At 60.2% G+C, this 23,539-nt stretch carries 29 protein-coding genes; 13 read left to right on the top strand and 16 right to left on the bottom strand.

What is annotated here, in order from left to right; translation table 11 throughout:
- Nucleotides 1–58 precede the first annotated feature (58 nt).
- On the top strand, nucleotides 59–1,222 hold the full coding sequence (locus RGV59_RS10515) for a 1-acyl-sn-glycerol-3-phosphate acyltransferase (RefSeq protein ID WP_169850554.1): 1,164 nt from the start codon (nucleotides 59–61) through the stop codon (nucleotides 1,220–1,222).
- A gap of 121 nt (nucleotides 1,223–1,343) precedes the next feature.
- On the opposite strand, the gene RGV59_RS10510 is transcribed toward RGV59_RS10515, so the two are convergent.
- Nucleotides 1,344–1,601: a hypothetical protein gene (locus tag RGV59_RS10510; protein WP_026139899.1), complete on the bottom strand. Its 258-nt coding sequence runs from the start codon at nucleotides 1,599–1,601 to the stop codon at nucleotides 1,344–1,346.
- A gap of 182 nt (nucleotides 1,602–1,783) precedes the next feature.
- On the opposite strand from RGV59_RS10510, the gene RGV59_RS10505 reads away from it, so the two are divergent.
- Nucleotides 1,784–1,993 (top strand): hypothetical protein, encoded by a 210-nt coding sequence (locus RGV59_RS10505; protein WP_017845958.1) that lies wholly within the window; start codon nucleotides 1,784–1,786, stop codon nucleotides 1,991–1,993.
- Between the two features lie 55 nt (nucleotides 1,994–2,048).
- Here RGV59_RS10505 and RGV59_RS10500 read toward each other — a convergent pair whose 3' ends face one another.
- On the bottom strand, nucleotides 2,049–2,633 hold the full coding sequence (locus RGV59_RS10500) for a YajG family lipoprotein (RefSeq protein WP_017845959.1): 585 nt from the start codon (nucleotides 2,631–2,633) through the stop codon (nucleotides 2,049–2,051).
- 193 nt (nucleotides 2,634–2,826) lie between these two features.
- Here RGV59_RS10500 and RGV59_RS10495 point away from each other — a divergent pair, with 193 nt between their 5' ends.
- Nucleotides 2,827–3,060 (top strand): hypothetical protein, encoded by a 234-nt coding sequence (locus tag RGV59_RS10495; RefSeq protein WP_017845960.1) that lies wholly within the window; start codon nucleotides 2,827–2,829, stop codon nucleotides 3,058–3,060.
- A 718-nt stretch (nucleotides 3,061–3,778) separates the two neighbouring features.
- Complete coding sequence (mqo, locus tag RGV59_RS10490; RefSeq protein WP_017845961.1) at nucleotides 3,779–5,287, top strand: malate dehydrogenase (quinone); 1,509 nt, start codon at nucleotides 3,779–3,781, stop codon at nucleotides 5,285–5,287.
- A 65-nt stretch (nucleotides 5,288–5,352) separates the two neighbouring features.
- Here mqo and RGV59_RS10485 read toward each other — a convergent pair whose 3' ends face one another.
- The 4 genes from RGV59_RS10485 to RGV59_RS10470 form a co-directional block, all read right to left on the bottom strand.
- Nucleotides 5,353–5,640 carry a PA4642 family protein gene (locus RGV59_RS10485; RefSeq protein WP_017845962.1) on the bottom strand — a complete coding sequence of 96 codons (288 nt, stop codon included), beginning with the start codon at nucleotides 5,638–5,640 and terminating at the stop codon, nucleotides 5,353–5,355.
- Between the two features lie 191 nt (nucleotides 5,641–5,831).
- Nucleotides 5,832–6,317, bottom strand: coding sequence for a hypothetical protein (locus RGV59_RS10480; protein ID WP_017845963.1), 486 nt, complete (start codon nucleotides 6,315–6,317; stop codon nucleotides 5,832–5,834).
- 35 nt (nucleotides 6,318–6,352) lie between these two features.
- Nucleotides 6,353–6,820 (bottom strand): WbuC family cupin fold metalloprotein, encoded by a 468-nt coding sequence (locus RGV59_RS10475; RefSeq protein ID WP_017845964.1) that lies wholly within the window; start codon nucleotides 6,818–6,820, stop codon nucleotides 6,353–6,355.
- 3 nt (nucleotides 6,821–6,823) lie between these two features.
- Nucleotides 6,824–7,381, bottom strand: coding sequence for a hypoxanthine-guanine phosphoribosyltransferase (locus tag RGV59_RS10470; RefSeq protein WP_010567709.1), 558 nt, complete (start codon nucleotides 7,379–7,381; stop codon nucleotides 6,824–6,826).
- Nucleotides 7,382–7,544: 163 nt separating this feature from the next.
- Here RGV59_RS10470 and upp point away from each other — a divergent pair, with 163 nt between their 5' ends.
- Complete coding sequence (upp, locus tag RGV59_RS10465) at nucleotides 7,545–8,183, top strand: uracil phosphoribosyltransferase (RefSeq protein WP_017845966.1); 639 nt, start codon at nucleotides 7,545–7,547, stop codon at nucleotides 8,181–8,183.
- Nucleotides 8,184–8,185: 2 nt separating this feature from the next.
- Nucleotides 8,186–9,460 (top strand): uracil-xanthine permease family protein, encoded by a 1,275-nt coding sequence (locus RGV59_RS10460; RefSeq protein WP_017845967.1) that lies wholly within the window; start codon nucleotides 8,186–8,188, stop codon nucleotides 9,458–9,460.
- Between the two features lie 129 nt (nucleotides 9,461–9,589).
- Here RGV59_RS10460 and hisC read toward each other — a convergent pair whose 3' ends face one another.
- From hisC to RGV59_RS10410, 10 genes are all read right to left on the bottom strand, one after another.
- The gene (gene hisC / locus RGV59_RS10455; protein ID WP_046384673.1) at nucleotides 9,590–10,642 is read right to left on the bottom strand and encodes a histidinol-phosphate transaminase; all 1,053 of its coding nucleotides are present in this window, start codon (nucleotides 10,640–10,642) and stop codon (nucleotides 9,590–9,592) included.
- Nucleotides 10,643–10,645: 3 nt separating this feature from the next.
- Nucleotides 10,646–11,971, bottom strand: coding sequence for a histidinol dehydrogenase (gene hisD / locus RGV59_RS10450; RefSeq protein WP_017845969.1), 1,326 nt, complete (start codon nucleotides 11,969–11,971; stop codon nucleotides 10,646–10,648).
- Between the two features lie 378 nt (nucleotides 11,972–12,349).
- The gene (gene hisG, locus RGV59_RS10445; RefSeq protein ID WP_017845970.1) at nucleotides 12,350–12,985 is read right to left on the bottom strand and encodes an ATP phosphoribosyltransferase; all 636 of its coding nucleotides are present in this window, start codon (nucleotides 12,983–12,985) and stop codon (nucleotides 12,350–12,352) included.
- 156 nt (nucleotides 12,986–13,141) lie between these two features.
- Nucleotides 13,142–14,407, bottom strand: coding sequence for a UDP-N-acetylglucosamine 1-carboxyvinyltransferase (gene murA / locus RGV59_RS10440; RefSeq protein ID WP_017845971.1), 1,266 nt, complete (start codon nucleotides 14,405–14,407; stop codon nucleotides 13,142–13,144).
- A 23-nt stretch (nucleotides 14,408–14,430) separates the two neighbouring features.
- Entirely contained in the window at nucleotides 14,431–14,670 is a 240-nt protein-coding gene (locus tag RGV59_RS10435; protein ID WP_017845972.1) for a BolA family protein, read from the bottom strand.
- Nucleotides 14,671–14,784: 114 nt separating this feature from the next.
- Nucleotides 14,785–15,090, bottom strand: coding sequence for an STAS domain-containing protein (locus tag RGV59_RS10430; protein WP_102617130.1), 306 nt, complete (start codon nucleotides 15,088–15,090; stop codon nucleotides 14,785–14,787).
- Nucleotides 15,087–15,734, bottom strand: coding sequence for an MlaC/ttg2D family ABC transporter substrate-binding protein (locus tag RGV59_RS10425; RefSeq protein WP_046484638.1), 648 nt, complete (start codon nucleotides 15,732–15,734; stop codon nucleotides 15,087–15,089). Before RGV59_RS10425 ends, RGV59_RS10430 begins: the two co-directional genes overlap by 4 nt.
- 11 nt (nucleotides 15,735–15,745) lie before the next feature.
- Nucleotides 15,746–16,213 carry an outer membrane lipid asymmetry maintenance protein MlaD gene (gene mlaD / locus RGV59_RS10420; protein ID WP_017845975.1) on the bottom strand — a complete coding sequence of 156 codons (468 nt, stop codon included), beginning with the start codon at nucleotides 16,211–16,213 and terminating at the stop codon, nucleotides 15,746–15,748.
- Nucleotides 16,213–17,010: a lipid asymmetry maintenance ABC transporter permease subunit MlaE gene (gene mlaE, locus RGV59_RS10415; RefSeq protein WP_017845976.1), complete on the bottom strand. Its 798-nt coding sequence runs from the start codon at nucleotides 17,008–17,010 to the stop codon at nucleotides 16,213–16,215. The genes mlaD and mlaE overlap by 1 nt, the downstream gene beginning before the upstream one ends.
- Nucleotides 17,010–17,819, bottom strand: a complete 810-nt coding sequence (locus RGV59_RS10410; protein WP_003171811.1) for an ATP-binding cassette domain-containing protein — start codon at nucleotides 17,817–17,819, stop codon at nucleotides 17,010–17,012. The genes mlaE and RGV59_RS10410 overlap by 1 nt, the downstream gene beginning before the upstream one ends.
- A gap of 315 nt (nucleotides 17,820–18,134) precedes the next feature.
- On the opposite strand from RGV59_RS10410, the gene RGV59_RS10405 reads away from it, so the two are divergent.
- The 7 genes from RGV59_RS10405 (at nucleotide 18,135) to hpf (ending at nucleotide 23,532) form a co-directional block, all read left to right on the top strand.
- Complete coding sequence (locus RGV59_RS10405) at nucleotides 18,135–19,109, top strand: KpsF/GutQ family sugar-phosphate isomerase (RefSeq protein WP_017845977.1); 975 nt, start codon at nucleotides 18,135–18,137, stop codon at nucleotides 19,107–19,109.
- Entirely contained in the window at nucleotides 19,110–19,634 is a 525-nt protein-coding gene (locus RGV59_RS10400; protein WP_017845978.1) for a KdsC family phosphatase, read from the top strand.
- 8 nt (nucleotides 19,635–19,642) lie between these two features.
- Nucleotides 19,643–20,215, top strand: coding sequence for an LPS export ABC transporter periplasmic protein LptC (gene lptC / locus RGV59_RS10395; RefSeq protein WP_017845979.1), 573 nt, complete (start codon nucleotides 19,643–19,645; stop codon nucleotides 20,213–20,215).
- Nucleotides 20,202–20,735, top strand: coding sequence for a lipopolysaccharide transport periplasmic protein LptA (gene lptA / locus RGV59_RS10390; RefSeq protein WP_026139901.1), 534 nt, complete (start codon nucleotides 20,202–20,204; stop codon nucleotides 20,733–20,735). The genes lptC and lptA overlap by 14 nt, the downstream gene beginning before the upstream one ends.
- On the top strand, nucleotides 20,735–21,460 hold the full coding sequence (gene lptB, locus RGV59_RS10385) for an LPS export ABC transporter ATP-binding protein (protein WP_017845981.1): 726 nt from the start codon (nucleotides 20,735–20,737) through the stop codon (nucleotides 21,458–21,460). The genes lptA and lptB overlap by 1 nt, the downstream gene beginning before the upstream one ends.
- Before the next feature lie 197 nt (nucleotides 21,461–21,657).
- The gene (locus RGV59_RS10380; RefSeq protein ID WP_026139902.1) at nucleotides 21,658–23,151 is read left to right on the top strand and encodes an RNA polymerase factor sigma-54; all 1,494 of its coding nucleotides are present in this window, start codon (nucleotides 21,658–21,660) and stop codon (nucleotides 23,149–23,151) included.
- Nucleotides 23,152–23,226: 75 nt separating this feature from the next.
- The gene (gene hpf, locus RGV59_RS10375; RefSeq protein WP_017845983.1) at nucleotides 23,227–23,532 is read left to right on the top strand and encodes a ribosome hibernation-promoting factor, HPF/YfiA family; all 306 of its coding nucleotides are present in this window, start codon (nucleotides 23,227–23,229) and stop codon (nucleotides 23,530–23,532) included.
- Nucleotides 23,533–23,539: the final 7 nt, after the last annotated feature.

Raw genomic sequence — 23,539 nt, 5'->3', positions numbered from 1 at the left:
CGGGCCGCACCCTGGTATTTCCTCTACTTACCCTAGCCGTTTCTAACAAGAGAGCATGATGGGCGAATTCGATACCATCCGACCTTACAACGACAGCGAAGTCCCGGCAGTGCTGGAGCGGCTGTTCAGTGACAAGGCCTTTCTGGACATCCTGACCCACTTCCGCTTCCCGCGCTTTGCCGGCGCGCTGGGCTGGCTGCTCAAACCAATGATCGCCCGCAAACTGCGCCGTGAATTCGCCGGCGTCACCACCGTGGCCACGCTGCAGGACAAAGTCGAGTATTACGTCGACCACACCATTGATCGAGCGACCGACGGCGTGACCTACACCGGCGTGGAACAGCTCAAATCGGGCACCGCCTACGTCTTTTTGGCCAACCATCGCGATATCGTGATGGACCCGGCCTTCGTCAACTACGCCGTGTACCACGCCGGCCTGCCGACACCGCGTATCGCCATCGGCGACAACCTGCTGCAAAAGCCGTTTGTCAGCGACCTGATGCGCCTGAACAAGAGCTTCATCGTGCACCGCTCGATCACCGGGCGAAAGGAAAAAATGGCGGCTTACCAGTTGCTGTCGGCCTACATCAACCATTCGATCCGCCACGACTGCCAGTCGATCTGGATCGCCCAGGCCGAAGGCCGCGCCAAGGATGGGGATGACCGCACCGAATCGGCGATCCTCAAGATGTTCCACGTCAGCCGCAAGGACGAGCCGTTCGCCGAGGTGATCCAGTCGCTGAACCTGACGCCCGTGTCCATCAGCTACGAATACGACCCATGCGACTTGGCCAAGGCTCGCGAGCTGTACATCCGCGCCACCACCGGCACCTACACCAAGGCACCGGGTGAAGACGATGTCAGCATTGCCCTGGGCATTACCGGCTACAAGGGCCGGGTGCATGTGAACTTTGCGCCGCCGATCACCGAGCGCTTCGAAGACACCAAGCTGCTCGCCGTGGAAATGGACCGGCAGATTCTCGGAGGTTATCGCCTGTTCCCGGTTCACTACCTGGCCTACGCCCAGTGGAGTGACGCCGACCCGCAACTGCAGGTACCCAAGGCAGCGGATATCTTCCCGGCCGACGAGTTGGCCAAGGCCAAGGCAGAGTGGGAGCGCCGCTTGAGCGAGTGCCCGGTCGAACACCGGCCGTTCCTGGTGGTGCAATATGCAACGCCAGTGCGCAATCAATATCGGGTCAAGGCGGGAATCCCGCTGTAATACACCTAGCCAAACCTGTGGGAGCGGGCTTGCCTGCGATGCGGTGGTTCAGTCACAGCGGTACCGACTGTAACTCCGCTATCGCGAGCAAGCCCGCTCCCACAGTCGTTTCAGGGGGCAACTAAAAACGCGTGCTGATCCATGAAACCAGCAGCGCCAGCCCCAGGCAGGCGAAACCAATACGATAAGCCAGGCGATGCGCCCGTTCGGTGCGTACATCCAGAAACAGCATGGGTTGGTCGATGGCGCGCTCTTCGCTTTGCGCGGCGAGCCTGGCCATGGCGCGCTGTTCTTTCAAACGGGTAATGAATAGCAGTGCAGCGCCAGAGCAGGCCACTGATAGAGCAACAACATTGATCAGCAGTCCGGGCAGCGCCATCACACACCTCGTTGAAACAGTGCCTTGGTATCCATTCAGATACAAACCTGAACGGTAGTCGCCTCCTGCGCCTAAAAGCTCCTTCCCCCATTGACGGCTAATGTATCGAGTAATTTACAGCGTCACCTGAACGTCACCTTAACCGTTCACTCTGTGGCCCTTCGAACGCTCGGGAGCTTGTCATGTTGCACGCGCAAAACCAGGATCGACTGTATTTGATAGCCCCAAGCGATGAGCAAGAGGCGCTGATCGGCGGCCTCGCGTTCAACGTCCAGGACCGCCACTGGCTGGTGTATTGCGCCCTTGGCGGGCACCAGCATGCGGACCTGCCGGAGACGGACCTGCTGACCGGGATAAGCCTGCTCGACTTCGGTATCGACACCGCGGCATGAAACGGCGGGCACAAAAAAGCCGGGCTCAGCGCTGAGCCCGGCTTGTTATTGAGCGTTATTGCGAGCTGAGCAACTGGCCGATGCTCGGGTCCTTGAACAGACGGGTCAGGGCGTCGCTCAGGACGTCGCTGACCAGCTTGGTGTTGGTCTCCTGGTTAGGCGACATACCGAAGCGCTGGTTGAGGGACGCGCCATAACGGCCGCTGTAGCGACGGGTGCCGGCGCTCACGTCGGACCTGAACGTCGCGCCGATAGTGGCCTCAGTCACGTACAGGCCGTCTTTGGGCGACTGGTATTTCAGCTCGGCCAGGGTGATGGTCAACTGCGGCGCGCCCGGCGAGTTGGCCGGGGTAAAGCCGAGCAACCGCACCGCTGCTTCAGCCTGGGCTTGCAGTTTGGGGAGCACATCGGCACCGCTCACCGACACCAGCGCGGTCTCCGGATACAGGCCACCACGGGAGCCCAGGGTCGGCGAAGGACGACCATCCACCACACGCACCGACACCGGCTGACCGTGACCCACCGGGGCCAACTGCGTGGTGAGCTTCGGTTGCGGGCTGAGTTGTTGCGGGCTATTGGCGCAGCCAACCAGGGTCAAACTGGTCACAGTGATCAAACCGAACAACAGGCGTTGCAACATGCTCTTCTCTCCAGAAATCGAGTACCGACAGGCCGGCAGTATAGCGGGCGGCCCTCGCCGGGAACTAGCGTCAGTTACAACCTAAGACCCGCAGGCATTGTAGGGGTTCGATGTCACCGATATGTCACAGCCGATACATGGGCCCGTCATCCCCGGCAGGCATGCTTGGCCTCAATCTCAGGAGGCTGACTTCATGCATTTTCTCTGGTCGCTGTTTACCCGCAAGCCCGCCCTTCGCCAATTTGCCCTGCTCGATGTGCAAGGTCGCTGCCAGGCTTTCAAAGAGTGCAGCCAGCCTCCGGTCGGTGATGGCTGGGTGGAAATCGAAGAAATCCGCTTGAGCTGGATGCACCGCCCGCTGCCCGCCAGCGCGCGTATCAGCCCACGCGCGACGCAGTCGCCGCATCACCAGCCGTTGGCCGCCTGACCGAACGCCTAATAAAAGTCATAAAACACGCCCATTTCCTTGGCGTTCTTCGCTACAATCTCCCCCCGATTATAAGGACGTCTCCTGATCGGGCCTCGCAACATCGTTAATGCTTCGGTATTAGCCCCCCCAGATCGCCCACAGAGAGCCGCCCACACAGATCGTGTGAAGCTGGCGCGCTTGCTGTTTTCTTTGCAAACCACCCGCCTTTACCGAATCTGCCAGAGCTGCCATTGCGCTCGGCCACTTGAGTTGTTTGCCCGTTTTGCCGCATGCCGGCAAGGTTTTCCGGGCCAGGTGCCAGGCTGGGGCAGCCCTTTTTTGAGGTTCACGTCTTCAAAAGAGCGTGAAAAAACGGGTTTTCACAACTTCACAAGAGTGTGGCGAGCAAATGAATAGTTTGGCGTTTGTACAAGCACCATCAGCGTCTGGAACAGCCCAATCACACAGGACCGAGTGCTCCGGGGCTTGAGCCTGTCCGCTACGGATTGATTGCACGGATCGCACGCTTTGACCATAAGTCGAATTGCCACGGCAGCCCATGAATGCGTTCATAGGCGGATTAGCCCGGCAGGAAGCGTGCGCTGAACTTGCAAAGAATTGCGAATCGGACATGGCGATCCTGGCCATGGGTAACCTGGGGCAACACGTGAACCGCCCCGTCACTCCTGGCAGCCATGCCGTCAATTTGGTGCTGCAGATTTTGGAGACGCGTTAAATGGCGCATAACGAAGCAGTCGACGTAGTACTGGTAGGGGCCGGCATCATGAGTGCCACCCTGGCCGTACTGCTCAAAGAGCTCGACCCCGGCCTCAAGCTGGAAGTCGTTGAGCTGATGGACTCGGGAGCCGCGGAGAGTTCAAACCCGTGGAACAACGCCGGTACCGGTCACGCCGGGCTGTGTGAGCTGAATTACACACCCCAGGCCGCCGATGGTTCCATCGACATCAAGAAAGCTGTCCACATCAACACCCAGTTCGAGGTGTCGAAGCAGTTCTGGGCGTACCTGACCAAAAAAGGCACCTTTGGTTCGTCCAAGTCCTTTATCACCCCGGTGCCGCACCTGAGCTTCGTGCAGGGCGACAAAGGCGTAGCCTTCCTCAGGAAGCGCTTTGAAACCCTCAGCCAGCATCATGCATTTTCGGATATGCGCTATACCGAAGACCGCAATGAGATGGTCGAGTGGATACCGCTGATGATGCCAGGCCGCCCGCTCGACGAAAAAATCGCCGCGACCCGTGTGCAGAACGGCACCGACGTCAACTTCGGCGCCCTGACCAACCAGTTGCTGAACCACCTGACCAGCGCGCCCGATGCCCAGGTCAAGTACAGCAAACGCGTGACCGGCCTCAAGCGCAATGGCGCGGGCTGGACCGTGAGCATCAAGGACGTCAACAGCGGCAACAGCCGCGACGTGGACGCCAAGTTCGTGTTCCTCGGCGCCGGTGGCGCGGCCCTGCCGCTGCTGCAAGCCTCGGGCATCGAAGAAAGCAAAGGTTTCGGCGGTTTCCCGGTCAGTGGCCAGTGGCTGCGTTGCGACAACCCGGAAGTGGTCAAGCACCACCAGGCCAAGGTCTACAGCCAGGCCGCCGTGGGTTCGCCACCGATGTCCGTGCCGCACCTGGACACCCGCGTGGTCGACGGCAAGACGTCCCTGCTGTTCGGGCCTTACGCCGGTTTCACCACCAAATTCCTCAAGCACGGCTCGTTCCTTGACCTGCCGTTGTCGGTGCGCGCCGGCAACATCGGCCCGATGCTGGCCGTGGCCCGGGACAACATGGACCTGACCAAGTACCTGGTCAGCGAAGTGATGCAGTCCATGGAACAGCGCCTGGAATCCCTGCGCCGCTTCTACCCGCAAGCCAAAGCCGAAGACTGGCGCCTGGAAGTGGCCGGCCAACGGGTGCAGATCATCAAGAAAGACCCGAAAAAAGGCGGCGTGCTGCAATTCGGCACCGAGCTGGTCGCGGCCAAAGACGGCTCGCTGGCGGCGCTGCTGGGCGCGTCCCCGGGCGCTTCGGTGACGGTGTCGATCATGCTCGAACTGATCGAACGCTGCTTCCCGACCAAGGCTGCGGGCGAGTGGGCAGCCAAACTGCACGAGATCTTCCCGGCCCGTGAAAAGGTCCTGGAGACCGATGCCGAGCTGTACCGCAAGATCAACGCGCAGAACAACATCAGCCTGGAACTGGTTGAGCAAAACAACGAAGCCCAAAGCTACGCTTAAGGCCACTCGAAATAAAAAAAGCCCCGCTTCTCGATATGAGCCGCGGGGCTTTTTTTCGCCTGCGATCAGCCGCGTGCGTTATCGATCAATTCAATGTACTCGGCGGCGTTGCGCTGGTCCTTGATCAGGTCGACGAAGGTCTGGCCATGCTCGTCCTTGCCATCGAGGTCCAGGCCGGCGGCCTTGAAGAAGCCCAGGAAGCGCTCGAAGTCGTCGATACGCAGGCCACGATAGGCCTTGATCAGTTTGTGCAGGGAGGGTGAAGTCGCGTCGACGGGTTCGAAGTCCAGGAACAACTTGATCTGATCGTCGCCGATCTCGTCACCAATCACCTGTTTCTTATCTTTACGCATTACCGACTCCAGCCTGCGGACATTTACATGGGGTTTGAAGTCTACCTGCGAGGCGCGGGCGGCGAAAGCGCTGAGAACCACTGTGGGAGAGGGCTTGCTCCCGATTGCGCTGGATCAGTCAATTAGCTGTCGACTGACACACCGTCATCGGGAGCAAGCACCCTCCCACATTGGGTTCGTCAGGGTGCTGGCTACTTGGTGCGTACCACGCCGGTATGCAGATCCGCCCAGATATGCCCGTTGGCATAACTGAGGAACTGCACATACACCGTGTCATTGCGCAGCAGGTCGACGATCACGCGGTATTGGGTCGCGGGGTAGGACAAGGTCAGGGTCTTGGTCTTGTCATCGAACACCGGCTTTTTCAGGCTTTTGCTTTCGGCGTCGAAATTGACGATCACCTGGGCGATGCTTGCGCCTTTGTTCAAGGACTTGCCCTTGAGGCGAATCATCACCGGCGACGTCACCGGGATCGGCTGCTGCGTGGATTGGCGCTGATTACCGACCACCACGGCATACTCGGTGACTTGCAACAGTTGCTGCTGATCGGGCGCTTCGGCGCGCAGGGCCAGGTCGTCGGGCGGCAGGAATTGGCTGTGCATCGGCGCCGGGGCGGCGGCCAGCGGCAAGCTGAGGGTCAGCGCCAGGGCGGCGCAGGTGCGAATCAACAGGCTCATGGGCCGCTCCGGGAAAGATGGCCCAGCACTGTAGCTCAATCGAACTGGGCAAGCATCCAGCGTTGATACTCGGCCACATCGGCATCGCCTTCGCGAGGTGCCCAGTCGGCCAATTCACCCTCGCCCACCGGTCGGTACGGCCCGGCCTTGCACTCGAACATCACCGTGTCAGGCGCCAGCACCACCAAACCGTGGAATACCCCCGGCGGCAGATCGATGCCCGAACACTCGCCGCCCGCCTGCATCACGCGCTTGGCGATCACTTCACCGCTGTCGCTGAACAACAGCACCCCCAGGCGCCCCTGGAGTACCAGCAGGGTTTCCGCCTTGTCCGCACTCAGATGCCGATGAGGCGGCACGTAGGTGCTGGGTTGCAAGCCCACGGCCAGGCGATGGCAGGGCTCTTCCATCTCGTGGAAGTTGTGGTGGTGCCGGCCACGGGGGCTGGCGGCCGCCTTCTCGGCCAATTCAGCAAACAGCGTCTGATCAAGAAAGCGGGCCATGCATTACATCCCTTTAACGGCGTAAATCCCATTGGCGTTGCGCCAGTAACCTTTGTAGTCCATGCCGTAACCGAAGATGTAGCGGTCGATGCACGGCAGGCCGACGAAATCGGCCTTCATTTCGGGGCGCGCCTTGCGGTCGTGGTCTTTGTCGATCAACACGGCGGTATGGACTTTGCGCGCGCCGGCGTGTTTGCAGAAGTCGATGATCGCGCCCAGGGTGTGCCCTTCATCGAGGATGTCGTCGATGATCAGCACGTCGCGGTCGATGAACGAGACTTCCGGCTTGGCTTTCCAGAACAGGTCGCCGCCGCTGGTTTCGTTGCGATAACGTGTAGCGTGCAGGTAGGACGCTTCCAGCGGGAAGTGCAGATGGGTCAGCAATTTGCCGGCGAAGATCAGACCACCGTTCATCACGCAGAAGACCACCGGGTTGGTGTCGGCCATTTCGCGGGTGATCTGTGCGCCGACCTTGGCGATCGCCTCTTCGACTTGCGCTTCGGTGTACAGGCAGTCAGCCTCGCGCATGATTTGACGGATATGCTCGAGATCAGCGGACATGGCGCTCTCCAGGGGGTGCTGTGGCAAGAAAAGCGGGCAAAGGTACGCATGTGAGGCGCAACGTTCAAGCCTTAATGGACTAACGTGCTAGATGTCTATAGGACAACACCCTCGGATAGATTAATCTAGGCCGGTTTTTTTGCCCGCCGCCGGAGCCTTTCCCATGCCCACTCGCGAGATCCGCCATCCGCTGATCCGACACAAGCTCGGCCTTATGCGCCGCGCCGACATTAGCACGAAGAACTTCCGTGAGCTTGCTCAGGAAGTCGGAGCGTTGCTCACCTACGAAGCCACCAAAGACCTGCCCCTGGAAAGCTACGAGATCCCCGGTTGGGCCGGCCCCGTCCAGGTCGAGAAGATCGCCGGCAAGAAAATCACCGTGGTGCCGATCCTGCGCGCCGGCATCGGCATGCTCGAAGGCGTCCTCAGCCTGATCCCCGGCGCCAAGGTCAGCGCCGTGGGCGTGGCTCGCAATGAAGAAACGTTGCAGGCCCACACCTACCTGGAAAAACTCGTACCGGAAATCAACGAGCGTCTGGCGATGATCATCGACCCGATGCTCGCCACCGGCAGTTCCATGGTTGCCACCATCGACCTGCTGAAGAGGGCCGGTTGCAAGGATATCCGCGCCATGGTGCTGGTCGCCGCGCCCGAAGGCATCGCCGCCGTCGAGAAGGCCCACCCGGACGTGCAGATCTACACCGCGTCCATCGATGAGCGCCTGAATGAAAACGGCTACATCATCCCAGGCCTGGGCGACGCCGGTGACAAGATCTTCGGTACCAAGCAGAAGGACGCGTGAGCATGCAGGATGAATTCAACGACCCGCTTTGGCGCCAGATCCTGTCTGGCGCACAAATGCTCTTTGTGGCATTTGGCGCGTTGGTGTTGATGCCGCTGATCACAGGTCTTGATCCAAACGTCGCCCTGTTCACCGCTGGTCTGGGCACGTTGCTGTTCCAACTGGTGACCGGGCGGCAGGTGCCGGTGTTTCTGGCGTCGAGCTTTGCCTTTATCACCCCGATCATTCTCGCCAAGGGCCAGTTTGGCCTGGCGGCGACCATGGGCGGGGTGATGGCGGCCGGTTTCGTTTATACCTTCATGGGGTTGGCGGTGAAGATCAAGGGCACCGGTTTCATCGACCGGCTGCTGCCGCCGGTGGTGATCGGGCCGGTGATCATTTCCATCGGCCTGGCCATGGCGCCGATTGCCGCCAACATGGCGATGGGTAAATCCGGCGATGGCGCCGAGCTGATCCATTACCAGACGGCGATGCTGATCTCGATGCCGGCGCTGCTGACCACCCTGATCGTGGCCGTGTTCGGCAAGGGCATTTTCCGCCTGGTGCCGATCATCTCTGGCGTACTGGTGGGCTTTGCCATGGCGTTCTACTTCGGCGTGGTCGATACGGCCAAAATTGCCGCCGCACCGTGGTTCGCCCTGCCCCACTTCACCGCGCCGGAGTTCAACTGGCAGGCGATTCTGTTTATCGTCCCAGTGGCCCTGGCCCCGGCGATCGAGCATATCGGCGGTGTGATTGCAGTGGGCAGCGTGACCGGTCGCGACTACCTGAAGAAGCCCGGCCTGCACCGCACCCTGCTGGGTGACGGGATTGCCACCACGGCCGCCGGCCTGTTTGGCGGCCCGCCGAACACTACCTACGCCGAAGTGACCGGCGCAGTGATGCTGACCAAGAACTACAACCCGAAGATCATGACCTGGGCGGCAATCTTTGCCATCAGCCTGGCGTTTATCGGCAAGTTCGGCGCACTGCTGCAGAGCATTCCAGTGCCGGTGATGGGCGGGATTCTGTGCCTGCTGTTCGGCTCGATCGCCGCCGTGGGCATGAACACGCTGATCCGCCACAAGATCGACCTGGGCGAAGCCCGCAATCTGGTGATTGTCTCGGTGACGCTGGTGTTCGGGATTGGCGGTGTGCTGATCGGCACCGGCACCGGGCCGGACGATTTCGGCCTGAAGGGCATCGCCCTGTGTGCGGTGGTAGCGATTGGCTTGAACCTGCTGCTGCCAGGCAATGATGGCTGGAAGCACAAGAAGCCGGATGAGCCGTTGATCTAACCAGCACTGCAAAACTGAATGTGGGAGGGGGCTTGCCCCCGATGACGGAGTGCCAGTCGACATCTAATCGACTGATCTGCCGCTATCGGGGGCAAGCCCCCTCCCACATTGTTAGATCTTCAGTGTGACTTAGAGCTCGCCTAGGCCATCGATCAGCGCCTGGTTCTGCTCCGGCGTACCGATGCTGATCCGCAGGAACTGATCAATCCGCGCCTGCTTGAAGTGCCGCACGATCACGCCCTGCTCACGCAACTTGGCCGCCAGGCCGGCGGCGTCGTGCCGTGGGTGGCGGGCGAAGATGAAGTTCGCAGCCGATGGCAACACTTCAAAGCCCTTGCCTTCCAATTGCGCGACCACCTTGTTGCGGCTGTCGATCACCCACCGGCATGTCTTCTCGAAGTACTCGCGGTCGTCGAACGCCGCCGCTGCGCCGACAATCGCCAGGCGATCGAGCGGATAGGAGTTGAAGCTGTTCTTGACCCGCTCAAGCGCCTCGATCAGGTCCGGGTGGCCCACGGCCAGGCCCACGCGCAAACCGGCCAGTGAGCGCGATTTGGACAAGGTCTGAGTGACCAGCAGGTTCGGGTAGCGATCCACCAGGCTGATGGCGGTTTCGCCACCGAAGTCGACGTAGGCTTCATCCACCACCACCACCGAATCCGGGCTGGCCTTGAGTATCTGCTCCACCGCGTCCAGGGCCAGCACGCAGCCGGTCGGTGCGTTCGGGTTGGGGAAGATGATCCCGCCGTTCGGCCTGGCGTAGTCCGCCGCGCGGATCTGGAACTGCTCATCCAGCGGCACCGCGTCGAATTTGATGCCATAGAGGCCGCAGTACACCGGATAGAAGCTGTAGCTGATATCCGGGAACAGCAGCGGCAAGTCGTGCTGGAACAGCGCGTGGAAGATGTGTGCCAGGACTTCGTCGGAACCGTTGCCGAGGAACACTTTGCCGGCGTCGATCCCGTAATAGCGGGCCACGGCCTGCTTGAGCAGGTCGCTGTTGGGGTCCGGGTACAGGCGCAGATTGTCGCTCAACTCGACCTGCATGGCCGCCAGCGCCTTGGGCGACGGGCCGTAGGGGTTTTCGTTGGTGTTGAGCTTGACCAGCTTGGTCAACTTGGGCTGTTCACCGGGTACGTAAGGCACCAGCTCCTTGACGAAGGGGCTCCAGAATTTGCTCATGTCTCAGTTCCCCTTATTGTCTTCAAGGATGCGGTATTCGGCGCTCCGGGCGTGGGCGCTCAAGGATTCGCCACGGGCCAGTACCGAGGCGGTCTTGCCCAACTCGGAAGCACCTTGTGGCGAGCAGAAGATGATCGACGAACGCTTCTGGAAGTCATACACCCCCAGCGGCGACGAGAAGCGCGCGGTGCCGGAGGTCGGCAACACGTGGTTGGGGCCCGCGCAATAGTCGCCCAGGGCTTCGCTGGTGTGACGGCCCATGAAGATCGCGCCCGCGTGACGAATCGACGGCAGCCAGGCCTGTGGGTCGGCCACGGACAATTCCAGGTGTTCCGGCGCGATGCGGTTGGCCACTTCGATGGCCTGCTCCATGTCGCGCACCAGGATCAGCGCACCACGGCCGTTGATCGACTTCTCGATGATCTCGGCGCGGTCCATGGTCGGCAGCAGCTTGTTGATGCTGGCGGCGACTTTGTCGAGGAACTCGGCATCTGGGCTGACCAGAATCGCCTGGGCGTCTTCGTCGTGCTCGGCCTGGGAAAACAGGTCCATGGCGATCCAGTCCGGGTCGGTCTGGCCATCACACACCACGAGGATTTCCGAAGGACCGGCGATCATGTCGATACCGACCTGGCCAAATACATGGCGCTTGGCGGTGGCGACATAGATGTTGCCGGGGCCGACCACCTTGTCGACCATCGGCACGCTTTCGGTGCCGTAGGCCAACGCCGCGACAGCCTGGGCGCCGCCGATGGTGAACACGCGGTCGACACCGGCGATGCAGGCGGCCGCGAGGACCAGCTCGTTGATCTCACCGCGCGGGGTCGGCACCACCATGACCACTTCGGTCACACCGGCCACCTTGGCGGGAATCGCGTTCATCAATACCGACGACGGGTACGAGGCTTTACCGCCCGGCACGTACAGGCCGGCGCGGTCCAGCGGCGTGACCTTCTGGCCCAATACGGTGCCGTCGGCCTCGGTGTAGCTCCAGGAATCCTGTTTCTGTTTTTCGTGGTAGCTGCGCACCCGCGCCGCCGCGAGTTCCAGGGCTTCGCGCTGCGGCGCGGTGATGCGCGTCAGGGCCAGCTCCAAGCGTTCGCGGGGCAGGATCAGGTCCGACATGGACTTGACGTCCAGGCCGTCGAACTGGCGGGTGAAATCCACCAGCGCGGCGTCACCGCGCTCGCGCACGGCCTTGATGATATCGAGCACCCGCTGGTTGACCGAGTCGTCGGACACGCTTTCCCAACTCAGCAGATGATCCAGATGATGGGCGAAATCCGGGTCGGCAGCGTTGAGTCGGGCAATTGCAGTGGACGTGGTCATAGCGAGGGCCTCATAGGATTGGCAAAAACTCAGGCGCCCGAAGGTGCGCTGACGTTCAATAACGAATCGCGTTGGTGCTGTGGCCGTGCCAGGCAAGGCGCGGGACGCCGGTAAGGGTAGTTTCCTTACCAAGTCCCGCAACGCGGCATGGCGCGGCCACAGTACCAACCCGTAGGGCCTTGCCTCAAAAGGCAGGCGGCTACGTGTCGCTAGGTATTGAAAAAAAATCTTCTACTCACATAACTTGCCTTTTGGGGTAAGGCGCGATTCGTTATTGAACGTCAGCGCACCTTCCCAGCAGTCGTTTCCGCTTGGGCACCTGAGAATTCTGGCTATGAAGCGGATAGACGGGCGCAGCCGTTTGGCTACGCGGGTGAGTCAACCGCGGTGTCGAGACTCCACTGCGTTGCGCAGGGTGTCGATCAACGCCTGGATACGCGCGTGCTGCATCTTCATCGATGCCTTGTTGACGATCAGCCGGGAGCTGATGTCAGCAATGAAATCCTGGGGCTCCAGACCGTTGGCGCGCAGGGTGTTGCCGGTGTCGACCACGTCAATGATCTTGTCGGCCAGGCCAATCAGCGGCGCCAGTTCCATCGAGCCGTACAGCTTGATGATATCGACCTGACGGCCTTGCTCGGCGTAGTAACGCTTGGCGATATTGACGAACTTGGTGGCCACCCGCAGGCGACCTTTAGGCTCGACATCACCGACACGGCCGGCGGTCATCAGCTTGCACAGGGCAATACGCAGGTCCAACGGCTCGTACAGGCCCTGGCCGCCGTATTCCATCAATACGTCTTTACCGGCGACACCCAGGTCGGCGGCACCGTGTTCAACATAGGTCGGCACATCGGTAGCCCGCACGATCAGCAGGCGAACGTCGTCCTGGGTCGTAGGGATGATCAGCTTGCGGCTCTTGTCCGGATTCTCGGTCGGCACGATGCCCGCTTCAGCCAGAAGCGGCAAAGTGTCGTCAAGGATGCGGCCCTTGGACAGTGCGATGGTCAACATGGGAAACGTCAGTCCTTCATCAGGCTATTGCGGTCTGGTCGCAAACGGCGCCAGACACAGATCGAGGCCATTACAGCCTCGATTTGAAACACATTCAGCCGGAATACGCAATTGCACACCCCGGGCGGGCGCATCCCTGCGCCCGTGCAGCGGGGACTAGCCCGGTACGCGGCGGATCTTCGCGCCGAGCATCTGCAGTTTTTCTTCGATGCACTCGTAGCCACGGTCAATGTGGTAGATGCGGTCGATCAGGGTGTCGCCCTCTGCGCACAGTGCGGAGATCACCAGGCTGGCCGAAGCCCGCAGGTCGGTGGCCATGACGGGCGCGCCCTTGAGCTTGTCGATGCCGGTCACGATGGCCGTGTTGCCTTCGACCTGGATTTTGGCGCCCATGCGGTGCAGTTCGTACACGTGCATGAAGCGGTTTTCGAAGATGGTCTCGATCACAGCGCCGGTGCCTTCGGCAATCGCGTTCAGGGAGATGAACTGCGCTTGCATGTCGGTCGGGAACGCCGGGTACGGAGCGGTCCGCACGTTGACGGCTTTTGGCCGCTTGCCGTGCATGTTCAGCTCGATCCAATCTTCACCGGTGGTGATTTCAGCGCCGGCTTCCTTGAGTTTTTCCAGCACGGACTCAAGGATGGTCGGATCAGTGTCCTTGACCTTGACGCGGCCACCGGTGACGGCGGCGGCAACCAGGTAGGTCCCGGTCTCGATGCGGTCCGGCATCACCTTGTAGGTGGCCGAATGCAGGCGTTTTACACCTTCGACGGTGATGGTGTCGGTACCGGCGCCGCTGATATTGGCGCCCATGGCGATCAGGAAGTTGGCCAGGTCGACCACTTCCGGCTCGCGCGCGGCGTTTTGCAAAACGCTGCGGCCGTTGGCCAGGGCAGCGGCCATCATGATGTTCTCGGTACCGGTCACGCTGACGGTATCAAAGAAGAAGTTGGCGCCACGCAGGCCGCCTTCCGGCGCCTTGGCCTTGATGTAGCCGCCTTCGACGTCGATGGTGGCGCCCATGGCTTCAAGGCCACGGATGTGCAGGTCGACAGGACGCGAACCGATCGCGCAACCGCCAGGCAAGGCCACTTCGGCTTCGCCGAAACGGGCAACCATCGGGCCGAGCACCAGGATCGACGCACGCATGGTTTTCACCAGCTCATACGGGGCGATCAGGGTCTTGATGGTGCGCGGGTCGATTTCAACCGACAGTTTTTCGTCGATCACCGGCTCAATGCCCATGCGACCGAACAGTTCGATCATGGTGGTGATGTCGTGCAGGTGCGGCAGGTTGGCCACGGTCACAGGGCCATCGCACAGCAAGGTCGCTGCCAGGATCGGCAAGGCGGAGTTTTTCGCACCGGAAATGCGGATCTCGCCATCAAGGCGGGCACCACCGGTAATAATCAATTTATCCATAAGAATCTCGACGCCTTGGGGGCTCAGGTGCGCTCGGCCCAGGCCGCGCGGCTGAAAAATTTCATAGTGACCGCATGGATGCTGCCATCGGTGATCCACGGGTTCAAATGGGCATAGACCTGCTGTTGACGCTTGACCGGGCTCAATGCCGCCAGTTCATCGCTAATCACATTCAGCTGGAAGTTGCAGCCTTCGCCTTCAACTTCTACGTTCGTTTCCGGCAGCTTTCCTTCAAGGAAGCTCTTAACTTCTAGGGCCTGCATGCTCAACCTCTATCGGCGCCCAGTGCGCGCGGGTCGCACATCATACAAAAAAGCCCCGCGCCTGCGAACCCCGCATAGCAGGACTCTGACGGGGGGCTTTCTTGAATATGTGTATTAAGGATGCGCCAACAGCTCGGTCAGACCGGAAACGTCGGCAATTTCACGCATGTCGTCGGGCAACGCACGAATGCTCACCGGCTTTTTGGCCGCCTCGGCGTCGCGCATGAAGCACAGCAGCAACGACAAGCCGACGCTGCTGGACTTGGTCACCGCCGAGCAATCGAGCACCAGCGACGGTGCGGTGCTCGCCTGGATCAGCGCCTGCCCCTGCTTGCGCAGGTCGGGCCCGGTGCGGTAATCCAGCACGCCGCTGAGGAACAACTGGCCGGCATCGCCGATACGAACAGCCGCCTCGGTCATTGCGCGGGCTTCCCGGCGGCTTTATCGGTCTCTTCCTTGGCCTTGGCCACTTCACCGGCCCAACCATTGATGGTCTTGTCGAGGTCGTTGCCATTGCGCTGCATCGCGTCGGCGAACTGATCACGGAACAGTTTGCCGATGTTGATGCCGTTGATGATCACGTTACGCAGCTTCCACTCACCGCTGACCTTCTCCAGAGTGTATTGCACTGGATAGATGGCGCCGTTGCTGCCCTTGACGGTCATGCCGACGCTGGTGCGATCGCCCGACTCATCCTTGGCAGGGTCGACAGTGATCCCCTGGTTGTTGTACTCGAGCAGGGCGTTGCCGTAGAACTGAAACAGGCCCTTCTTGAAGTTTTCCTGGAATGTCTGCATCTGCGCAGGCGTCGCCTTGCGCGAATACTTCACCGTCATGATGCTGCGCGAAATGCCTTCGGCATCCACGACCGGGCCGACAATGGTGTTGAGCGAGTCATAGAACTTGGTAGGGTCTTGCTTGTACTGTTCTTTATTGGCTTTCAGGTCAGCCAGCATTTTGCTGGTCGTGTCCTGCACCAGTTCGTGCGCAGAACCTGCCGCGTTGGCCATCAACGGCAGTGCTGCAAGCAGTACCAGCAGACCACGTCGCAAGGTAGAGATCATGAACAGATTCCTCATTTAGCGTCTTTATTGACCGTATTGAGCAGGAATTTACCGATCAGGTCCTCGAGCACCAGCGACGACTGTGTGTCGTGGATGGTCGAACCATCCTTGAGCAGAGCGGTTTCCCCGCCTACGCTGATACCGATGTATTTCTCGCCCAGCAAACCTGCGGTGAGGATCGATGCCGTGGAGTCAGTCGGCAGATTATCGACCTTCTTGTCCAGTTGCATCGTCACACGCCCGGTGAAGCTGTCGCGGTCCAGATCGATCGCCGTGACCTTGCCGATGGTTACACCGGCCATGGTCACTTTAGCTCTGACAGTCAAACCCGCGATATTGTCGAAGTACGCGTAAAGTTTATAGGTATCGGCGGTGGGGCTGGCCGAAAGGCCGCTGACTCGCAGGGCCAGCAACAGTAAAGCCAGGATGCCAGCCAGCAAGAAAAGGCCGACACCGATTTCCACAGTGCGGTTTTGCATCAGAAATCTCCAAACATCAAGGCGGTCAAAATAAAGTCAAGGCCCAGTACCGCCAGCGAGGCGTACACAACGGTCTTGGTGGTGGCGCGACTGATCCCTTCTGAAGTGGGCTCACAGTCATAGCCTTGGAATACGGCGATCCAGGTCACGACAAAGGCGAAGACAATGCTCTTAATGATGCCATTGAACACATCGCCGCTGAAGTTCACGCTGTTTTGCATGTTGGACCAGTAGGAGCCTTCATAGACCCCCAGCCAGTCCACCGCCACCCACGAACCGCCCCAGATACCCACCACGCTGAAGATCATCGCCAGCAGCGGCAGGGAAATGAAGCCGGCCCACAGGCGCGGGGCAACAATGTACTTGAGCGGGTCCACGCCGATCATCTCGAGGCTGGACAACTGCTCGGTGGACTTCATGTTGCCGATTTCGGCGGTCAGCGCAGAACCGGCGCGCCCGGCGAACAACAGGGCCGTGACGACCGGGCCGAGCTCACGCAGCAGCGTCAGGGCGACCATCTGCCCCACCGCCTGCTCCGAGCCGTAGCTGGAGAGGATATTGAAGCCCTGCAACGCCAGCACCATGCCGATGAAAACCCCGGAAACCACGATGATCACCAGGGACATCACACCAACGGAGTGCAGTTGCTTGATCAGCAGGCCGAAGCTGCCGCCAATGCCGCCACGGCCGAGCAAGGCGTGGAACAGGAATATCGTCGAACGTCCGAGCACTTCGATGATGTCGATGCCGGAACGCCCGAAAAGGCGCACCTTTTCGATAAGAGATGTCTTGCGCATCAGCGCTTCCCCAGAAGATCTGAGCGGTAGTCCGCTGCCGGAAAATGAAAAGGCACCGGGCCATCGGGATCGCCGGTCATGAATTGGCGAATGCGCGGGTTGTCAGCGTTCATCAGTTCTTCCGGCGTGCCCTGCCCCAGTACCTGGCCATCACCGACTACATAGAGGTAATCGGCGATGCTCGCGGTTTCGGCCAGGTCGTGGGAGACCACGATACTGGTGATCCCCAACGCATCGTTGAGCAGGCGGATCAGGCGCACCAACACGCCCATGGCGATCGGGTCCTGGCCCACGAAGGGTTCGTCATACATGAGAATCTGCGGATCGAGGGCAATGGCACGCGCCAGGGCGACGCGACGCTTCATGCCGCCGGACAGCTCATCCGGCATCAGGTCGATGGCGCCGCGAAGGCCCACGGCCTGCAGCTTCAGCAACACAATGTCACGAATCATCTCGTCGGACAGTTGGGTATGTACCCGCAGCGGAAACGCTACGTTCTCGAACACATCGAGGTCGGTGAACAACGCACCGCTCTGGAACAGCACCCCCATGTGCTTGCGCGCATCGAACAGATCGCTGCGCGACAATGTCGGCAGGTTCTGGCCGTTGACCCACACTTCGCCAGCACTGGGGCGCAATTGCATGCCCATCAGACGCAACAGGGTGGTCTTGCCGCAACCGGAAGGCCCCATAATGCCGGTGACCTTGCCGCGGGGAATGCGAATATCGACGTTATTGAAGATGCTGCGCGTCCCGCGCTTGAAGGTAAGGCCCTTCAGCTCGACCGCGTAGGCGTTATCGGCACTCATCTAAACTCCTTGGGATGCAGCCTCTCACTCAGACACCACGCTTGTGACAAACGTTTGCAACGGTTGCCCAACATATAGTTAGCCACATGGGCTGGGTGGACCGAACTGGCGGCGAACTATATCACTGCTGGTACAGCGCCCCCAAGGCCGGAACAGCGCTTGTTCAGATTGGAGACAGGGAAAAACCGTTGCTGGCTATGTTACCGAGGAATGAATCTGAAGCGCCTGACGACTAAAGACTGACGAACTTGCGTGAGGGAATTGATCATTATCGTTATAATCGTCGACTTTTCGTCAGGCTATACGATTTCAGACATGAGCCAATCCAGCGATCTTATCCAATCCGCACAACGCACCATCCGCCTCGAGCTTGAAGCCGTAGAAGGCTTGCTGGCCCATATCGACGTGGATTTCGTACGCGCCTGCGAGATGATTCTGGCCAGCAAAGGCCGCGTGGTCGTGGTCGGCATGGGCAAGTCCGGTCACGTCGGCAACAAGATCGCCGCCACCCTGGCAAGCACCGGGACCACGGCGTTTTTCGTCCACCCGGCCGAAGCCAGCCACGGCGACATGGGCATGATCACCAAGGATGACATCATCCTCGCACTGTCCAACTCCGGCACCACCAACGAAATCGTGACCTTGCTGCCGTTGATCAAGCGCCTGGGCATCCAGATGATCAGCATCACCGGCAACCCGGAGTCGACGCTGGCCAAGGCCGCCGAAGTGAACCTGAATGTTCATGTGACCGCTGAGGCCTGCCCGCTGAACCTGGCGCCAACCTCCTCCACCACCGCCGCGCTGGTCATGGGCGATGCCCTGGCCGTGGCGCTGCTGGAAGCACGTGGGTTTACGGCGGAAGACTTCGCGTTTTCCCATCCGGGCGGCGCACTGGGCCGACGCCTGCTGCTGAAAGTGGAAAACGTCATGCATTCCGGCGATGAACTGCCCCACGTACAGCGCGGCACTCTGCTGAAGGACGCACTCATGGAGATGACCCGCAAGGGCCTCGGCATGACCGTGATCCTGGAAGCCGACGGGCGCCTGGCCGGCGTATTCACCGACGGTGACCTGCGCCGCACCCTTGACCGCACTATCGATATCCACACCGCCACCATCGATGCGGTGATGACTCCCCACGGCAAGACCGCACGCGCAGAAATGCTGGCGGCCGAAGCCCTGAAGATCATGGAAGACCATAAGATCGGCGCGCTGGTGGTGGTCGATGGCAATGACCGCCCGATTGGCGCCCTGAACATGCACGACTTGCTGCGTGCGGGAGTGATGTAAATGACCAGCGACCTGTTGCAACGCGGCAAGCACATCAAATTGGCGATTTTCGACGTTGACGGCGTGCTGACCGATGGCCGCCTGTACTTCCTCGAGGACGGCAGCGAATTCAAGTCGTTCAACACCCTCGACGGCCAGGGCATCAAGATGCTCATGGCGGCGGGCGTGCAAACCGCGATTATCAGCGGTCGGAAAACCCCGGTTGTGGAACGTCGCGCACAAAACCTGGGGATTCCTCACCTGTATCAGGGCAGGGAGGATAAACTAGTCGTCCTGGACGAGCTTCTTGGCCAACTCAACCTAAGCTATGAGCAGGTTGCCTATCTGGGCGACGACCTGCCCGACCTGCCGGTGATCCGCCGGGTGGGCCTGGGCATGGCTGTCGCCAATGCGGCGGCATTTGTTCGCGAGCATGCCCACGGCATCACCACGGCCCGTGGCGGCGAAGGCGCCGCCCGCGAGTTCTGCGAGTTGATCCTGCGTGCCCAGGGCAGCCTTGAAGCGGCCCACGCCGCCTACCTATAGAGCGTTTTATGCTGAGCAAAAAGATTCGCAACTTCCTGCTATTCGGGGTCATCGCCGCGCTGCTCCTGGCGGTTGGCTACTGGAATATCAGCCCGGAGCGCTTTCTCGACCAGCCTGTGGCGCAGGTTGACCAAGGCGCTATCGACTATTACGCCACCAATGCCTACAGCGTGCAGTTCCTGCCCGATGGCAAGGTGCAGTATGAAATGACCTCGGACAAGGTCGAGCACCTGAAAGCGTCCGAAGTCACCCTGCTGACCAACCCCGATTTGAATCTGTATCGCGGCACCGAATTCCCTTGGCACGTCACCAGCAAGCGTGGCGAAGTCAACCCGGACGGCACCGAAGTGGAACTGATCGACTCGGTGCGCGTCGCACGGACCGACGCACAGAACCGCGACACCATCATCACCAGCAGTCGCATGACCGTATTCCCACAGAAGCAATATGCGCAGACCGAGCAAGACGTTAGAATCGACGGCGCTGGCGGTGTATCGACTGGCAAGGGAATGAAAGCGTATTTGAAAGAAAGCAGGATACACCTGCTATCGAACGTAAGAGGACAGTATGAGGCTCGTTAAAACCCTCCCTATTTTGCTCAGTCTGGGCGCAGCACTGGGAAGCGTGAGCGCCTGGGCTCTGCCGAACGATAGCCAGCAACCGATCCACATTTCGGCCGACGATGCACAGCTCGATGACAAGCAAGGCGTCGCAACCTACACCGGCGGTGTGATCATTACCCAGGGTTCGATGAAGATCACCGGCAACACGGTGACGCTGACTCGCACCCCTGCTGGCGACATTGACGTCGTGACCTCGGTGGGCAACCTGGCCTACTTCGAACAGAAGCAGTCTGCCACCGACACCGCCCCGATGAAGGGCTACGGTAAAACCATCCAGTATCACGCCCAGCAAAATCGCATCGTGCTGATCGACCAGGCCAAGGTACTCAGCCCCGACGGAAACTCCACGGAAGGTGAAAAAATCACCTATGACACCGTGAAGCAGGTTGCCAACGCCGGTCGCGCCAACGGCACCAAGGTGACTGCACCGCGTCCACGTATCGACATGGTTATCCAGCCGAAGAAGAAGGCCGAGTAATGGCAACCCTGAAAGCCCAGCATCTGGCCAAGGCCTATAAAGGCCGTCAGGTCGTGCGCGACGTCAGCTTGTCGATCGACAGCGGCCAGATCGTCGGCCTGCTTGGCCCCAACGGTGCCGGCAAGACCACCTGTTTCTATATGATCGTCGGCCTGGTCCAGGCGGACCAAGGTCGCATCCTGATCGACGACCTCGACGTCAGCCACCAGCCGATGCACGGCCGTGCGCGCGCCGGTATCGGCTATCTTCCCCAGGAAGCGTCGATCTTCCGCAAACTGTCGGTTGCCGATAACATCATGGCGATCCTCGAGACCCGCAAGGAACTCGACCGCGACGGCCGCCGCAAGGAGCTGGAAAGCCTGCTGCAGGAATTCCACATCAACCACATTCGCGACAACCTCGGCATGAGTTTGTCCGGCGGTGAACGCCGCCGCGTGGAGATTGCCCGCGCCCTGGCCACTGCACCGAAGTTCATCCTGCTGGACGAACCGTTTGCCGGTGTCGACCCGATCTCGGTCGGCGACATCAAGCAGATCATCCATCACCTCAAGGCCAAGGGCATCGGTGTACTGATCACCGACCACAACGTCCGCGAGACCCTCGATATCTGCGAAACCGCGTATATCGTCAACGATGGGCAACTGATTGCCGAAGGCGATTCGGCCACGATCCTGGCCAACGAACTGGTCAAGGAAGTGTATCTGGGCCACGAGTTCCGCCTGTAGGCCTGCCTGGAAAAAAAGGCGGTGGCAGGCCGTTCGCCAAGGTGCGCGGGAGTCAATGAAAACCTCCGGATTTTTATTGTTACCGCGCTCTAGGCAAAGCCTCCAATATCAGGCATATAATTTGCTTATGTTTGGCGCTCACGCGCCCTGTCGTGGATGGCGCATTGCGCCGGCGAATAAGGTGTTAAGCCCCTGCCATGAAACCATCGCTAGTCCTGAGAATGGGCCAGCAGCTGACGATGACACCGCAGCTGCAACAGGCCATCCGCCTGCTCCAATTGTCGACACTGGACCTGCAACAGGAAATCCAGGAAGCCCTGGAGTCCAATCCGATGCTCGAACGCCAGGAAGAAGGCGACGACTTCGATAATGCAGACCCGCTGGCCGACAACATCGAGCAAAAACCCAATTCCGACGTGCAGGAACCCTCTTACCAGGAAACCGCCCCTACGGTGGACAACCTGGAGGAAGGCGAATGGAACGAACGCATTCCCAACGAACTTCCCGTGGACACCGCCTGGGAAGACGTCTACCAGACCAGCGCCAGCAGCCTGCCCAGCAATGATGACGACGAGTGGGACTTCACCACCCGCACCTCCGCCGGCGAGAGCCTGCAGAGCCACTTGCTGTGGCAATTGAACCTGGCGCCGATGTCCGACACCGATCGCCTGATCGCTGTGACCCTGATCGACTGCATCAACAACCAGGGCTATCTGGACGAGACACTCGAAGAGATTCTTGAAGCCTTCGACCCGGAACTGGACATCGAACTGGACGAGATCGAAGCCGTCCTGCACCGCATCCAGCAGTTCGAGCCCGCCGGCATTGGCGCGCGCAACCTCAGCGAGTGCCTGCTGCTGCAATTGCGCCAGCTGCCCGCCAAGACCCCTTGGCTCGTTGAAGCCCAACGCCTGGTCACCGACTACATCGACCTGCTGGGCAGCCGCGACTACAGCCAGCTGATGCGCCGCATGAAGCTCAAGGAAGACGACCTGCGCCACATCATCGAGCTGGTGCAGAGCCTCAACCCGCGCCCGGGCTCGCAGATCGAGTCCAGCGAAGCCGAATACGTCGTCCCCGATGTGATCGTGCGCAAAGACAACGAACGCTGGCTGGTGGAACTGAACCAGGAATCGGTGCCGCGCCTGCGGGTCAACCCGCAATATGCCGGTTTCGTCCGTCGCGCCGACACCAGCGCCGACAACACCTTCATGCGCAACCAGTTGCAGGAAGCGCGCTGGTTCATCAAGAGCCTGCAAAGCCGCAACGAAACCCTGATGAAAGTGGCCACGCAAATCGTCGAGCACCAGCGCGGCTTCCTTGAGTACGGCGACGAAGCGATGAAACCGCTGGTCCTGCACGACATCGCAGAAGCGGTGGGCATGCACGAATCGACGATTTCCCGGGTAACGACGCAAAAATTCATGCATACCCCACGGGGTATATATGAGCTGAAATACTTTTTCTCCAGCCATGTCAGCACCTCCGAAGGCGGCGAATGCTCGTCCACGGCGATCCGCGCAATCATCAAAAAACTGGTTGCCGCGGAAAATCAGAAAAAGCCGTTGAGTGACAGCAAGATCGCTGGTTTACTGGAGGCACAAGGCATTCAGGTCGCCCGTCGAACCGTCGCCAAGTACCGCGAGTCCCTTGGGATCGCGCCTTCCAGCGAGCGTAAGCGTTTGATGTGACGGGCAGGCCACAGCGTTCCAGTGGCAGGCATCTCTGCCTGCCGCTTTATGCACTGGCAACGAAGGAGAAGCTGTATGCAAGTCAATATCAGTGGACACCAACTGGAAGTGACCGACGCGCTGCGCACCTATATCGGCGAAAAACTCAAACGAATTGAGGGGCATTTCGACAAGATCACCAACGTGCAAGTCATTATGACTGTCGAAAAGCTGAAGCAGAAAATCGAAGCCACCTTGCGTATACCCGGCGGAGAAGTCGTCGCCAATGCTGAGCATTCTGATATGTATGCCGCCATTGACGACCTGACCGACAAGCTGGATCGCCAAATCAAAAAGCATAAGGAAAAGCAGCAGAGCCTCCTACAGGGCACCGGCCGCTAACACTCCC

The sequence above is a fragment of the Pseudomonas sp. FG1 genome (assembly GCF_034313875.1).
GTDB lineage: Bacteria > Pseudomonadota > Gammaproteobacteria > Pseudomonadales > Pseudomonadaceae > Aquipseudomonas > Aquipseudomonas veronii.
Note: the sequence above shows the minus strand (reverse complement) of the source record. Positions and strands in the feature narration are given on the sequence as shown.

Bases quoted from the DNA above. Each gene is read 5' to 3' on its own strand.
- RGV59_RS10515 (WP_169850554.1), top strand. From the start codon at position 59: ATGGGCGAATTCGATACCATCCGACCTTACAACGACAGCGAAGTCCCG.
- RGV59_RS10510 (WP_026139899.1), bottom strand. From the start codon at position 1,601: ATGGCGCTGCCCGGACTGCTGATCAATGTTGTTGCTCTATCAGTGGCC.
- RGV59_RS10505 (WP_017845958.1), top strand. From the start codon at position 1,784: ATGTTGCACGCGCAAAACCAGGATCGACTGTATTTGATAGCCCCAAGC.
- RGV59_RS10500 (WP_017845959.1), bottom strand. From the start codon at position 2,633: ATGTTGCAACGCCTGTTGTTCGGTTTGATCACTGTGACCAGTTTGACC.
- RGV59_RS10495 (WP_017845960.1), top strand. From the start codon at position 2,827: ATGCATTTTCTCTGGTCGCTGTTTACCCGCAAGCCCGCCCTTCGCCAA.
- mqo (WP_017845961.1), top strand. From the start codon at position 3,779: ATGGCGCATAACGAAGCAGTCGACGTAGTACTGGTAGGGGCCGGCATC.
- RGV59_RS10485 (WP_017845962.1), bottom strand. From the start codon at position 5,640: ATGCGTAAAGATAAGAAACAGGTGATTGGTGACGAGATCGGCGACGAT.
- RGV59_RS10480 (WP_017845963.1), bottom strand. From the start codon at position 6,317: ATGAGCCTGTTGATTCGCACCTGCGCCGCCCTGGCGCTGACCCTCAGC.
- RGV59_RS10475 (WP_017845964.1), bottom strand. From the start codon at position 6,820: ATGGCCCGCTTTCTTGATCAGACGCTGTTTGCTGAATTGGCCGAGAAG.
- RGV59_RS10470 (WP_010567709.1), bottom strand. From the start codon at position 7,381: ATGTCCGCTGATCTCGAGCATATCCGTCAAATCATGCGCGAGGCTGAC.
- upp (WP_017845966.1), top strand. From the start codon at position 7,545: ATGCCCACTCGCGAGATCCGCCATCCGCTGATCCGACACAAGCTCGGC.
- RGV59_RS10460 (WP_017845967.1), top strand. From the start codon at position 8,186: ATGCAGGATGAATTCAACGACCCGCTTTGGCGCCAGATCCTGTCTGGC.
- hisC (WP_046384673.1), bottom strand. From the start codon at position 10,642: ATGAGCAAATTCTGGAGCCCCTTCGTCAAGGAGCTGGTGCCTTACGTA.
- hisD (WP_017845969.1), bottom strand. From the start codon at position 11,971: ATGACCACGTCCACTGCAATTGCCCGACTCAACGCTGCCGACCCGGAT.
- hisG (WP_017845970.1), bottom strand. From the start codon at position 12,985: ATGTTGACCATCGCACTGTCCAAGGGCCGCATCCTTGACGACACTTTG.
- murA (WP_017845971.1), bottom strand. From the start codon at position 14,407: ATGGATAAATTGATTATTACCGGTGGTGCCCGCCTTGATGGCGAGATC.
- RGV59_RS10435 (WP_017845972.1), bottom strand. From the start codon at position 14,670: ATGCAGGCCCTAGAAGTTAAGAGCTTCCTTGAAGGAAAGCTGCCGGAA.
- RGV59_RS10430 (WP_102617130.1), bottom strand. From the start codon at position 15,090: ATGACCGAGGCGGCTGTTCGTATCGGCGATGCCGGCCAGTTGTTCCTC.
- RGV59_RS10425 (WP_046484638.1), bottom strand. From the start codon at position 15,734: ATGATCTCTACCTTGCGACGTGGTCTGCTGGTACTGCTTGCAGCACTG.
- mlaD (WP_017845975.1), bottom strand. From the start codon at position 16,213: ATGCAAAACCGCACTGTGGAAATCGGTGTCGGCCTTTTCTTGCTGGCT.
- mlaE (WP_017845976.1), bottom strand. From the start codon at position 17,010: ATGCGCAAGACATCTCTTATCGAAAAGGTGCGCCTTTTCGGGCGTTCC.
- RGV59_RS10410 (WP_003171811.1), bottom strand. From the start codon at position 17,819: ATGAGTGCCGATAACGCCTACGCGGTCGAGCTGAAGGGCCTTACCTTC.
- RGV59_RS10405 (WP_017845977.1), top strand. From the start codon at position 18,135: ATGAGCCAATCCAGCGATCTTATCCAATCCGCACAACGCACCATCCGC.
- RGV59_RS10400 (WP_017845978.1), top strand. From the start codon at position 19,110: ATGACCAGCGACCTGTTGCAACGCGGCAAGCACATCAAATTGGCGATT.
- lptC (WP_017845979.1), top strand. From the start codon at position 19,643: ATGCTGAGCAAAAAGATTCGCAACTTCCTGCTATTCGGGGTCATCGCC.
- lptA (WP_026139901.1), top strand. From the start codon at position 20,202: ATGAGGCTCGTTAAAACCCTCCCTATTTTGCTCAGTCTGGGCGCAGCA.
- lptB (WP_017845981.1), top strand. From the start codon at position 20,735: ATGGCAACCCTGAAAGCCCAGCATCTGGCCAAGGCCTATAAAGGCCGT.
- RGV59_RS10380 (WP_026139902.1), top strand. From the start codon at position 21,658: ATGAAACCATCGCTAGTCCTGAGAATGGGCCAGCAGCTGACGATGACA.
- hpf (WP_017845983.1), top strand. From the start codon at position 23,227: ATGCAAGTCAATATCAGTGGACACCAACTGGAAGTGACCGACGCGCTG.